9 protein-coding genes and 1 other RNA gene are annotated in these 12,828 nt (G+C 39.9%); 6 read left to right on the forward strand and 4 right to left on the reverse strand.

The window, feature by feature from the left end:
- Position 1: 1 nt before the first annotated feature.
- The 5 genes from rnpB (at position 2) to RR45_RS04070 (ending at position 8,090) form a co-directional block, all read left to right on the forward strand.
- Positions 2-398: RNase P RNA component class B (gene rnpB / locus RR45_RS04050), an RNA gene on the forward strand.
- A 70-nt stretch (positions 399-468) separates the two neighbouring features.
- Entirely contained in the window at positions 469-1,620 is a 1,152-nt protein-coding gene (locus tag RR45_RS04055) for a THUMP domain-containing class I SAM-dependent RNA methyltransferase (protein ID WP_031365398.1), read from the forward strand.
- A 1-nt stretch (position 1,621) separates the two neighbouring features.
- Positions 1,622-3,427, forward strand: coding sequence for a cell division site-positioning protein MapZ family protein (locus RR45_RS04060; protein ID WP_031365399.1), 1,806 nt, complete (start codon positions 1,622-1,624; stop codon positions 3,425-3,427).
- Between the two features lie 219 nt (positions 3,428-3,646).
- Entirely contained in the window at positions 3,647-4,369 is a 723-nt protein-coding gene (gene purC / locus RR45_RS04065; RefSeq protein WP_031365400.1) for a phosphoribosylaminoimidazolesuccinocarboxamide synthase, read from the forward strand.
- A 4-nt stretch (positions 4,370-4,373) separates the two neighbouring features.
- On the forward strand, positions 4,374-8,090 hold the full coding sequence (locus tag RR45_RS04070; RefSeq protein WP_031365401.1) for a phosphoribosylformylglycinamidine synthase: 3,717 nt from the start codon (positions 4,374-4,376) through the stop codon (positions 8,088-8,090).
- A 195-nt stretch (positions 8,091-8,285) separates the two neighbouring features.
- Here the strand turns inward: RR45_RS04070 and RR45_RS04075 are convergent, their stop codons facing one another.
- From RR45_RS04075 to RR45_RS04090, 4 genes are read right to left on the reverse strand one after another with little or no spacing between them, the layout of a single operon-like run.
- Positions 8,286-9,236: a siderophore ABC transporter substrate-binding protein gene (locus RR45_RS04075; RefSeq protein WP_031365402.1), complete on the reverse strand. Its 951-nt coding sequence runs from the start codon at positions 9,234-9,236 to the stop codon at positions 8,286-8,288.
- Between the two features lie 41 nt (positions 9,237-9,277).
- Positions 9,278-10,030, reverse strand: a complete 753-nt coding sequence (locus RR45_RS04080) for an iron ABC transporter ATP-binding protein (RefSeq protein WP_031365403.1) — start codon at positions 10,028-10,030, stop codon at positions 9,278-9,280.
- Positions 10,027-10,983 (reverse strand): iron chelate uptake ABC transporter family permease subunit, encoded by a 957-nt coding sequence (locus tag RR45_RS04085; protein ID WP_031365404.1) that lies wholly within the window; start codon positions 10,981-10,983, stop codon positions 10,027-10,029. Before RR45_RS04085 ends, RR45_RS04080 begins: the two co-directional genes overlap by 4 nt.
- Complete coding sequence (locus RR45_RS04090; RefSeq protein WP_031365405.1) at positions 10,984-11,940, reverse strand: ABC transporter permease; 957 nt, start codon at positions 11,938-11,940, stop codon at positions 10,984-10,986.
- 201 nt (positions 11,941-12,141) lie between these two features.
- Here RR45_RS04090 and radC point away from each other — a divergent pair, with 201 nt between their 5' ends.
- Positions 12,142-12,822: a RadC family protein gene (gene radC, locus RR45_RS04095; protein ID WP_031365406.1), complete on the forward strand. Its 681-nt coding sequence runs from the start codon at positions 12,142-12,144 to the stop codon at positions 12,820-12,822.
- Positions 12,823-12,828 lie beyond the last annotated feature (6 nt).

Raw genomic sequence — 12,828 nt, forward strand, 5'->3', positions numbered from 1 at the left:
AGTTTTTGGATAATTGCGCGATTTCTTGGGTCAAATCTTGTGAATCGTGAGGAAAGTCCATGCTCGCGCGGGCTGCGATGCCCGCAGTGTTTGTGCTAGGCGAAACCATAAGCCTAGGTAGGTGTGTCAGACCTAACGGCTGAATTTTAGCTAAGTTTTCTCACGAAGATAGGCGACAAATTCTGTAAAAGTGCCATAGAGACGAGTTGCTTTGGAAACATAGCAAGTGGAACGTGGTAAACCCCTCAAGCGAGCAACCCAAACTTATGGTAGGGGCACTTGTCACGCGGAAATTGAACGTACGACGAGGCTTATTTTAGGCACGCCTAAAATAAGTAGACAGATGATTATCGAAGGTTGACTGAAATGTCAACTGGAACAAAACATGGCTTATAGAAAACTGGATGACAGGGGCTGGAGCGCAAAGCTCCAGCCTTTTTGAGATAGATGCCTCATGGAAAAGACAAAATGAAAAATAATTTTAATTTAGTAGCAACTGCAGCAGCAGGACTTGAAAGTTTAACTGCACGTGAATTACGAGATTTAGGTATCGAAACCAAAATGGATGACCGCTCACGTGTTTTATTTTCTGGAACCAAAGAAACGATCGCCACAGCGAATCTCTGGTTAAGAACAGCTGACCGTGTCAAAATCATTATCGGTGAATTTCCAGCGAAAACTTTCGATGAGTTATTCGAAGGAGTTTATGCTTTAGATTGGGCGGAGATTTTACCATTTGGTGCTCAGTTTCCAATTGCTAAAGCGAAAGCAATCAAGTCAGAGTTGCACAACGAACCAAGTATACAGGCTATCACGAAGAAAGCCATTGCAAAAAAAATGCAGGTTCATTATCACCGCCCTGAAAATGTGCCAATACCTGAGACGGGCGCACTGTTCTCAATTGAAGTCGCCCTTCATAAAAATGTCGCAACAATCATGTTGGATACAACAGGCGAGTCACTTTTCAAACGTGGCTACCGTGTTGATAAAGGTGGTGCGCCAATCAAGGAAAATATGGCAGCTGCGATTATTATGTTGACAAACTGGCGTGCAAATATGACCCGTCCCTTTGTTGACCCAACTTGTGGTTCAGGAACATTCTGTATTGAGGCGGCATTAATCGGCATGAATATCGCACCTGGATTTAACCGCGACTTTGCCTTTGAAGCATGGCCTTGGTTTGAAGATGAGATATTCAAAAAAGTTCGAGATGATGCGGAAAGCAAAGCAAATTATGACGCAGAACTTGATATTTCTGGGTTTGATGTTGATGGTCGAATGATTCAAATTGCACAAGAAAATGCACTTGAGATTGGACTAGATGATATTATTCATTTTAAGCAAATGCGTTTGCAAGACTTTCACTCGGACAAATTAGATGGCGTCTTGATTTCTAACCCACCTTATGGAGAGCGTTTAGGGGATGAAACAGCAGCCTATCAGCTCTATGAAGAAATGGGTGAAACCTTCAAGCCTCTTGAGACTTGGAGTAAATATATCATTACAAGTGATTTGGCATTTGAAAAACATTATGGCGCTAAGGCGACCAAGAAACGCAAGTTATACAATGGTCGACTTCGCACAGATTTGTATCAATATTTTGGTAAGAGAATAAAATAATATGGCTAAAAAAAAGAAAAAGACAGCTTACAAGGAAAAAACTTTAGCAATGAAAGATGCCGAAAATCTGACGGTTGAACAAGTTTCTGCTAAATCAGATGAGATTGAGACTGAAAATTTGACTAAGGAAAGCTCACTCGACAAGTATATTCGTCAGCACAGAGCAGATATTGAAACTGCAAAAAAAGAGCGCCAACTCAAAGCAACAATAGCCTCTGAAAGTTTGGATAAACTGGTTAAAACAGTTAGAAAAGCGACAACCGCTGATTCAGAAGATAAAATTGTTTCTGGAAAAGAAGAAGTACCTGAAAATGAGTTAGTTGAAAAACCAGTAACATCTGATGATTTAACACAAGATGTCACGTCAACAGAGGGTTCTAATTCTGAACCGCTAGCGATATCAGATCCTGAAACGTCAGAATTGAGTGAGACTATCGAGGAAATTGAACCTGATTTTCCAGAGATTCAAGGTTCTTTTGACACGGTCGTTTTAGCTGCGGATGAAAGTGATGAAGAAAATGATAAAGATATTACTGCTGATCCAGCTATATCTGAGACATCTGATGAAGTAGTAGGGCACTCTGAGGAAAATCTATCGTCAATTAACTTGATGGCACATGCCTCTCATGAGGTACCCTCAGCACCTTTAGAGGTGATAGAAACAACTGTTGAACCCGATATCGTGCCATCTTTGGAAACACCGTTTGCAAAACAAGATGAGACGCGTAGCGCATTTTCTGAAACGATAATTCCTGAGGTAACGTCAGAAGTTATGAAAAGTGTGACTGAGCCCGTTGAAAAAGCACCAAAATCGTATCATAAACCTCTAGTTATTGGCGTTTGTGCACTCATATTGTTAGCAGCAGGAGGAACAGTCTGGTATCAAGTTGACCAGTCCAACCAAAAGCAAGCTGCCCAAACTTCAAAATCTGAGGCTAAAAAATCTGAGGAAGCTAAAAAAACAGCCGCCTTTAACAAAGTTTATGCGACATTTTTCGTGGACGATAAAGCGACAAAATTAAAAAATGGTCAGTTCGATAACATTGGTAAACTGACAAGTGAGTTAGATAAGTTGAAAGACCAGTCTGACTACAAGACTTTGAAAGCTAAGGTAGACGAACTTAAAGCGGAAATCTCGGCCATCAAAGCGATGAATGGAAATTTTGAAAAACCGATTATCACAGATGGTGCTTTGGATAAAACGTCACAAGTTCGAGGTGGCGTCAAGCTAAGCTATACGGCAACTGAAAATGCGACTTTAAATACGTTATTGAAAGACGCTGTTGCTCAGGGTCAGGCGCAACAAAAAGCTAAGGAGTCAACAGCCACGGCACCGTCGGCCACAATTAGTGCATCAACTCCAGCTACAGCGCAACCTACAGCTCCGTCAACGTCTGAAAATACAACGACAGTACCTCAGCAAGTTGGCGCAGCTACCGCAACAGCAGACTCAGCAAGCGGTCCAGTATCATCAGGCTATGGCTTATCAACTGCTCAGTATCAAGCGCAATATCCAAATGTTACCATTGTGACTTCTAATTCACGTGTTCCTGTAGACCCTAATGCCGACCTCAGTAATCCTGCCTATGTTTGGGCACCTGGTATCAGAGAATTAGTGCTACAAAAATGTCGTGAACGTGGTTATATTACCGGTGACGCATACATTCTCCTACCTGCAAGTATCCAAAAAGGTAACGGCTATTACAACCTCTATAAACCTGATGGCACTTACTTAGTTTCAATTAACTGTAAAACAGGTTACTTCGTTGGTAATGCTACAGGTCATGCGGATAACTTGGATTATTAAGCTGTTCTCACAAGAACGTCAACCTCGACACCCTGTTTTTGAGAGATTCACTGATTTTAAGTTAGAAATCAGACTTGAAACAGCATGAAAACCGAACATTTACTATAGAAACTGCCTGATTTAGGCAGTTTTTTTGATGATTTATTAAAAATTTACGTTATCATGGATTTATAATTAATTTTGACACTAAGATGTTGAAGATATGAATGAGGAGAAAAAATGACTGACAAACGGACACTGCTCTATGAAGGTAAAGCTAAGAATCTCTATCAAACTGATGATACAGCAGTTGTACTCGCAGCTTATAAAGACCAAGCGACAGCACTCAACGGCAAGAAAAAAGACCAAATCGTTGGTAAAGGCGAGCTTAATAACCAGATTACAAGCCTAATTTTCCGTGAACTGAATCGTCGTGGTGTCCACACTCACTTCATTGAACAAGTATCTCCAACTGAGCAATTAAATACGAAAGTTGCCATTATTCCTTTGGAAGTGGTTATTCGTAATTATACAGCAGGGTCATTTTCTAAACGTTTTGGTATCGAAGAAGGGATCAAAATCCCAACACCAATCGTTGAATTTTATTACAAAAATGATGATTTGGATGACCCTTTTATCAATGACGCTCATGTTAAATTCCTAGATATTGCAACAGATGATGAGATTGCTTTTCTGAAACAAGCAGCGCTCGAGACAGATGCTATTTTGACAGATATTTTTGCCAAAATAGGATTGAAATTAATTGATTTCAAACTTGAATATGGTCGTTTGCCTGATGGTACAATCATTCTGGCTGATGAGATCTCCCCTGATACGTCTCGACTTTGGGATGCCGATAATAACCATGTTGATAAAGATGTCTACCGTCGTGATTTAGGTGATTTAATCCCAGTTTATCAAAAAGTCCTAGCCGGTTTACAAGCAGAATTTGAAGGAAAATAATCTCGTGAAAAAACGTATTTTTGTCGCTAAAAAACCTGAATTTAAAGTTAAAAACCATGCATTATTGACAGAGTTGCAGCATAATTTGCAACTCGAAACACTGACATCTGTTAATATCGTCCAAGTCTATGATGTTTTTCATGTGTCAGATGCTATTTTGATTGCTGCGGAACAATCTATCTTTTCTGAAAAAGTGACGGACAATCTCTTAACAAATGCCACTGTCAAAGCAGCTCTTGCTGCCTCTAAGTTCTTCGCCATAGAGGCACTGCCAGGTCAATTCGATCAACGCGCAACCTCAGCAGAGGAAGCCTTATTCTTGTTAGGTGCTAGCCATGATGCAATTGTCAAAACGGCCCAACTCTACTTGTTGAACCCAGATTTATCTGATGCTGAATTCGAAAAAATTAAATCTTATCAGCTTAATGCCGTTGATTCACGTTTTAAAGATATCGAGACTGAGATTGCTGAGGAAACAATCTCAGATGCGAATGACGAGATTCCAGTTCTTGAAGATTTTATCACAAAGACAGAAACTGAGATTGCTGACCTGCATAAATCATACTCACTCGCCATGGAAGTGGCTGATTTGTTGTGGATTCAGGATTATTTCAAGACAGTAGACCGAAACCCTACCGAAACGGAATTGAAAGTTTTGGATACTTACTGGAGTGATCATACACGCCATACAACTTTTGAGACTGAACTTAAAACGATTGATTTCTCAAAATCAAAATTTAAGGCCCAACTTCAAACAACGTTTGAAAAATATCTTGCCATGCGTGAAGACATCAAACGTAGTGAAAAGCCTACGACATTGATGGAATTGGCGACGATTTTTGGTCGTTACGAGCGTGCCAATGGTCGTTTGGATGACATGGAAGTATCAGATGAGATTAATGCTTGTTCAGTTGAGATTGAAGTTGATGTCAATGGTGTTAAAGAGCCATGGCTACTGATGTTTAAAAATGAAACACATAATCACCCAACAGAGATCGAGCCTTTTGGTGGCGCATCGACTTGTATTGGTGGCGCCATTCGTGACCCGCTTTCTGGTCGTGCTTATGTCTATCAAGCGATGAGAATTACGGGTGCAGGCGATATTACAGCGCCAATTTCTGAAACGAGAGCGGGTAAATTACCTCAGCAAGTGATTTCTAAAGGTGCTGCGCATGGGTATAGCTCATACGGCAATCAGATTGGACTTGCGACGACTTATGTCAAGGAATATTTTCACCCAGGCTTTATTGCCAAGCGCTTGGAAACAGGTGCTGTCGTTGGTGCTGCACCAAAAGAAAATGTTTTGCGTTTGAAACCCCAAGCAGGTGATGCCATTATTTTATTCGGCGGTAAAACAGGCCGTGATGGTGTTGGTGGGGCAACAGGTTCATCTAAGGTTCAGACTAAAGAAACAGTTGAAACAGCAGGTGCTGAGGTTCAAAAGGGCAATGCTATAGAAGAACGTAAAATCCAACGTTTATTTAGAAATCCAGAAGTGACACAGCTCGTTAAAAAATCTAATGACTTTGGTGCGGGCGGTGTCTGCGTTGCCATTGGTGAATTAGCAGATGGTTTGCGCATTGATTTGGATAAAATTCCTTTGAAATATCAAGGCTTATCAGGGACAGAAATTGCGATTTCTGAATCACAAGAGCGGATGTCTGTTGTGGTTGAAGCAGGAGATGTTGATAAATTTATCGCTGAATGTGCTAAGGAAAATATCTTAGCCGTTCAAGTCGCAGAAGTCACTGAAAAAGCCAACTTGACCATGGTTTGGAAGGGGCAAACGATCGTTGATATTGAACGATCGTTCCTTGATACAAATGGTGTCCGTGTGGTTGTCGATGCGACAGTTGTCGATTCTGACTTACCTGTGCCATTTGACAAAATGTCAACTTTAGATTCTTTAGATGCTGATTTGAATGGTCTTTTATCAGAGTTGAACTTTGCCTCACAAAAAGGCCTACAAACCATTTTTGATAGCTCAATAGGTCGATCAACAGTCAATCAACCTATTGGTGGGCGATATCAGATTACACCAACTGAGAGTTCTGTTCAAAAATTACCAGTCTTGCACGGTGTGACCAATACCGTCTCCTTGCTTGCGCACGGGTACAATCCAGAAATTGCTGCCTGGTCACCTTATCATGGTGCAGCATATGCTGTGATTGAAGCAACGGCACGTCTTGTTGCAACCGGTTCAAACTGGACCAAGGCACGTTTTTCATACCAAGAATATTTCGAGCGTATGGACAAGCAAGCGGAACGCTTTGGTAAACCACTAGCGGCTCTCCTTGGCTCAATTGAAGCCCAAGAACAACTCGGCTTGCCGTCAATCGGTGGGAAAGATTCAATGAGTGGTACCTTTGAAGATATCACAGTCCCACCGACACTGATTGCCTTTGGTGTGACAACGTCTGAAACAGAGCGTATTTTGTCACCAGAGTTTAAGTCACCTAATGAAAATATCTACTATATTCCTGGTGTAACGGTCACTGATAAAATCGATTGGGACATTATCAAATCGAACTTTGACTTACTAACTGACTTACAAGCGCATCATCAAATCACAGCAGCTATTTCAACAAAAGCTGGAGGTTTTGGTGAGGCAATTGCTCTCATGACATTTGGTAATCACATCGGTGCAGACCTTGCGCTATCTGATATTTCTGATATCGTCAAAGCGCAGTTTGCAGGCTTTATCTTCACTTCACCTGAAGAAATCGCAGGTGTCGCAAAAATCGGTCGCACAATGACTGATTTCAATCTCGTGGTTAATGGTCTCAGTCTCTCAGGCGACAAATTACTTTCAAGCTATGAAAACCCGCTAGAATCAGTCTATCCAACCTTGTTTGAACAAGATGATAGTTTAGTAGAGGTTGAGACAAAAGTATCTCCTGCACCTATTCAAGCATCAGCTAAAATCGAGACACCGCTTGTTTATATTCCAGTTTTCCCAGGTACTAACTGTGAATATGACACAGCTAAAGCTTTTGAGGCGGCGGGTGCTGAGGCTAAAATCGTGCCATTCCGTACTTTGGACATTGCGGATTCGATTAAGGAGATGGTTGCCAATATCGCACAAGCCAATATTCTCATGTTTGCTGGAGGGTTCTCAGCCGCAGATGAGCCTGATGGTTCGGCAAAATTCATTGTTAACATTCTTTTGAATGAGCAAGTTAAATCAGCTATTGATGCTTTCATTGCGCGTGGCGGTTTGATTCTCGGTATCTGTAATGGATTCCAGGCTTTAGTTAAATCGGGCTTGCTGCCTTATGGTCGATTTGACAGCTTGACTAACCAGTCACCAACCTTGTTCTATAACGATGCCAATCAGCACGTGGCTAAAATGGTTGAGACAAGAATTACCAACACCAATTCACCTTGGTTGACAGGTGTTCAAGTTGGTGATATCCATACGATTCCAGTCTCTCATGGTGAAGGTAAGTTTGTCGTTTCTGAGACTGAACTCGCTGAGTTGATTGACAACGGTCAAATTATTACGCAATATGTTGATTTCCAAGGCAAGCCAAGTATGGATTCTTTCTATAATCCTAATGGCTCAGTCGCAGCGATTGAAGGCATTATCAGCAAAAATGGACAGATTCTCGGCAAAATGGGTCATTCTGAGCGTTATGAATCAGGCCTCTTCAAAAATATCCCTGGTCATAAAGACCAACAACTCTTTGAGAGTGCCGTGGCTTATTTTAGAGGCGAATAATTGTAAACAACAAAAAGTTTTATAAAAATCATTCGTAGCCTGTTTCTGTGTTACTTTTAGATGAACTAGATAGTTAATATAACTGATTGTAGGGAAGAATAACATTTTCGTATTCTTTTTGCAAAACAATACGAAAATGCTAAAAAATCATGTCAGGCAGACGCTTGGCATGATTTTTGCTATAAATGTTCAATTTTATTTTAAAGCATGTGACACTTCATCAAGCATAAGTTTTGTTGATTTTAGTCCTCCACCACTTAAATACCAAACGGCTGCATTAAGCTCAATGACTTTACCATTTTTACTGGCTATTGTTCGTTTGACTAATTCATTATCTTTCAGACTAGCCCCTGTCATGTCACCACCGATAGCTTTAGTACGGTCGATAAAGAAAATGATATCTGGATTTTTTTCTAGGACATATTCATAAGAAACGCTTTGCCCGTGTGTAGAGGCTATGATTTGGTCATCAGCACTCTTGAAACCGAAAGTATCGTTGATAATGGCATAACGTGAGCCGTCACCAAAAGCAGAGACTTGACCTTCATTAGTCATTAATGTCAAAGATTTTAGACCTGAACTTTTAGCTTTCTTTTTAAGCGTATTAATGTTTGCTGATAAAGTTTTGATTTGGTTTTTCGTCTCAGCTTCTTTACCATAGATGCTTGCAATCGTTAGCATGTGTGATTGCGTTGAATCCCAAACTTTAGAATTATCAAGTGATAAATCTAAAACGGGTGCAATTTTTTCAAGGTCTGCTTTAAAACTTTGTTGACGTGCTGAAATAATGATTAATTGCGGTTTCAAGGCATTGATTTTTTCTAAATCTGGTTCTTTCAAACCACCAACACTCTCAACAGATTGAAATGCCTTCAAGTAGTCAGGCAGATTTTTCTTTGCAACACCGATAACTGATTTACTTTCACCAAGTGCTTGAATTGTATCAAGTGAACCATTATCGAAAACAACAACTTTACTTGGGTTTTTAGGAACTTTAACTTTGCTACCGTCTGCACCAACAACTTCGATGGTATCAGTTTTGGCCTTTTGAGAAGAATCAGTATTTTTTTTTGCGCCACAAGCAACGAGAACTATTGTGAGTAGTAAAATACCAGTGAAAGCCGTGAATAGTTTCTTAAGTTTCATATTATGTTTTTCCTTATTTTCATTATTATAGTTATTTCATTCTAAAAATAGAGACAGAATTTTTTGCCGTCAATTTCTTCGATGCGAATCGTCATGTCATACAGCGCATTTAAGACAGGCTCATTAATAATTTTGGCTGTTTCATCATGGGCAAAAATGGCACCAGACTTCATAGCCACGATGTCATCAGCAAAACTTGAAGCAAAATTTATATCATGCAAAACGATAACGACAGTCTTGCCGTAATCTCGAACTAAACTTTGCAAGAGTTGCATCATCTGCAAGGCAAAGTTCATATCCAGATTATTTAGGGGTTCATCTAGCAAAATATAGTCAGTATCCTGTGCTAAAATCATGGCGATATAAGCGCGTTGGAGCTGACCGCCAGATAGATTTTGGATATTTTCATCAGCTAAATCTTGCATACCAAGTTGTTCAATTGAGGTTTGAATTTTAGCTTTGTCGGTTTGGGTTAACTGACCTTTAGAATATGGAAATCGGCCAAAAGCGATGAGTTCCCGAACAGAAATTTGCATATTGAGATGATTCATTTGCTTTAAAATCGCTAATTTCTTCGCAAGCTCACGTGATTTAAACGCTTTGAGTTCTTGACCTTCCAAATAGATATGACCAGATTCAGCATCAATAAGGCGACTCATACAGGCGAGTAGTGTTGATTTACCAGCGCCATTTGGACCGATAAAGGCAGTTAATTTGCCCTTTTGAATGGTCAAATCTATCTCTTTTAGAATTGGCTTTTTGCCAAATGATTTCGATAAGTTTTCTATTTTCATCTTTTGTTACCATTTCTTTCGTATAAAATTTGCCCGATAAAGTAGCAGCCACCTGTGAATTCGATGATGACGTTTAAGGTTGTGTTAAAGCTAAAGATATGCTCAACCAGAAATTCACCTAAAATCAGCAAAAGGATGGCTATCAGACTGCCAGCAAGAAATAGTGATTGATGACGATAAGTTTTCATGAGCTGGTAAGCAATATTGGCGACGATGAAGCCGAGAAAGCTTGTCGGACCAACAAGAGCAGTAGAAATCCCGACGAGAGCGGTAATGGCAAACAAGGTCATGAGTTGTAAGCGTCTTAAATCAATGCCAAGATTAATAGCGTGGTCATTACCGAGATGTAACACATCAAGTTGGGGTGCTAAATGCCATAAAAATAGACAAATTATAGCAATTAGGATGGCTGCTATCGTTAAATGATCAGGTTTGACATTGCTAAAGCTAGCAAACAATTTGCCCTGTAAATGATCATATTCGTTAGGGTCTAGGATGACTTGCATGAAATTGCTGACATTGTTAAAAAAAGTCCCTAAAATCATGCCAATCATCAAAAATAAAAAGAGGTCTCGCTTGAATTTCTTTAGCAAGGTAAAAGAGAGGTAAGTACTGAGTGACATCGTGAGTGTGATAGTCAGTAGGAAGTCCCAAATACTTGTTGCTTTTGAGAGACTTTGACTGCCAAAGACGAAGATAGATAGGGTTTGAATCAAGACATAAAATGAATCAATACCGAGTATATTCGGTGTCAGGAGTTTATTTTGGCTCAGAGTTTGAAAGCTAATCGTTGAAAAACTGCAAGCAATTCCGACTAAAATGAAGGCTACTATTTTTTTCCCCCGCAAAGCGATGGCAAAGTCAAGATTTCCGTAGGTTTGATAGGTCATGAAAAGGCTGCAAGCTACTAATACTGCAAGTCCTAATGTGATAGATGTCAATTTACGTGTCATTTAGCTGTACCTACGACTTTCTTTGAGGAGAAGGCCGATAAAACAGATGCTACCTAAAACGCCGATTACCAAACTGACTGAAATTTCATAAGGGGCGATGATAATCCGACCAATCATGTCGCAAATTAAGAGGAAACTTGCCCCAAAATAGGCAGTGAGTGGGAGATTGTTTTTCATTTGGTCGCCAAATTTGAGGCTCACCAGATTAGGAACGATAATCCCTAAAAAGGGGATATTTCCGACACTCACGAGGACGATACTTGAGGAAAGGGCAATGATACCAATGCCAACTAAGCGCATTTTTTGGTAGGAAATGCCTAGGTTTGTTGCCATTTCTTGACCTGCTGCCATGATAGTAAATTGATAAGCAAAGAGGTAGATGATGATAAATAAGGGAATTGACAAGTAAAGTAGTTCATAATTGCCACGCATGACGACAGAAAAATTGCCTTGTAACCAAGATGCCATGTTTTGTAGCAGTTGATGCTGATAGGCAAAGAAAGTGGCGATACTGCCAATGATATTCCCAAACATAATCCCAACTAGGGGGATTAAAATTGTATTTTTGCTAGGTAAGTAGCGCGATATGAGTAAAAACAGGCAAGTTCCCAAAAAAGCAAAACCGAAAGCAACTGTGGTACGCATTAAAAGTGGTGCATTTGGCAGAAAGATCATGACAAAGACGATGCCTAGCTTGGCACTATCCATTGTACCAGCTGTATTTGGGGATACAAATTTATTTTGCATCAGATTTTGCATCACAAGACCTGAAACACTGACACTTGCACCAGCAATCACTAAACTCAAAGTACGTGGTAGTCTTGACGATAATAGAACAAGATTTTGACGACTTGACCAAGTTCCCAATTCGAAAATAGGGAGATCAACGAGCCCGATAAAGATCGAGGAGACGATGAGGATGACCAAGAAGATGATACCAGCTATTTTTTTAGTCACAAGTCTTTTCCTTGCCCTTTCAGTCAGATATGAATCTATATAATTATCAAAATAGAGGCCTCTATTTTTGATAGAAAGTGTCAAAAACTTTTGACATTTTCTATTAAAGCATAATATCACTATTTTGGCAATAGTCAGAAATTGTTAAGAATGTTGAGCAAAGCGCTATTTTTTTCGTATAAATTAAAGAGAGGATAAAAAATGTATGATATAAGAGAAGCAGACTACCCTATGAGACCGCGTGAACGTTTAGCAATACTTGGAGAGAAGTATCTATCAGACCAAGAATTACTGGCGATTTTATTGCGAACAGGTACGGCAAAGTCATCAGCTGTCGAGCTATCAGGGCAGATACTTCGACACTTTGAAACACTAGAAAATTTTCGTAGATCAAGTATAGAGGAATTGACTCAAATTCCAGGAATAGGCATGAGTAAAGCCATTGAAATGAGAGCTATGATGGAGCTTGGCAAGCGTATTCAGACGGCTGAGCGTGAGAGACAAGGTCAAGTGAAAGGTGCTCAGCAATTTGCGATGACCTTGATAGATGAGATGTCAGACTTTGATCAAGAACATCTGGTAGCCGTCTATCTGGATGGTAAAAATAAAATCATCAAAAAAAGAACGATTTTTGTGGGAACTGTCAATTCAGCCAGTGCCAATCCGCGGGAAATTTTACATTTTGCAGTTAAAACGTTAGCAGCAGGTATTTTAATTACCCATAATCATCCATCTGGTGATCCCAGACCATCAGATGCTGATGTTGTGTTTACAGAGCGAATGGAAAATGCCTGTAATAATATCGGGATAACGTTGGTTGATCATATTATCGTGGGGCATAAACGTTATTTTTCGTTTCAAGAAAGTGGCTTGATGTTTTAAATTAAT

It is taken from the genome of Pseudolactococcus chungangensis CAU 28 = DSM 22330 (genome assembly GCF_002441885.1).
GTDB classification, from domain to species: Bacteria; Bacillota; Bacilli; order Lactobacillales; family Streptococcaceae; genus Pseudolactococcus; species Pseudolactococcus chungangensis.

Coding starts and splice junctions, on each gene's coding strand:
- RR45_RS04055 (WP_031365398.1), top strand. CDS start 469: ATGAAAAATAATTTTAATTTAGTAGCAACTGCAGCAGCAGGACTTGAA.
- RR45_RS04060 (WP_031365399.1), top strand. CDS start 1,622: ATGGCTAAAAAAAAGAAAAAGACAGCTTACAAGGAAAAAACTTTAGCA.
- purC (WP_031365400.1), top strand. CDS start 3,647: ATGACTGACAAACGGACACTGCTCTATGAAGGTAAAGCTAAGAATCTC.
- RR45_RS04075 (WP_031365402.1), bottom strand. CDS start 9,236: ATGAAACTTAAGAAACTATTCACGGCTTTCACTGGTATTTTACTACTC.
- RR45_RS04080 (WP_031365403.1), bottom strand. CDS start 10,030: ATGAAAATAGAAAACTTATCGAAATCATTTGGCAAAAAGCCAATTCTA.
- RR45_RS04085 (WP_031365404.1), bottom strand. CDS start 10,983: ATGACACGTAAATTGACATCTATCACATTAGGACTTGCAGTATTAGTA.
- radC (WP_031365406.1), top strand. CDS start 12,142: ATGTATGATATAAGAGAAGCAGACTACCCTATGAGACCGCGTGAACGT.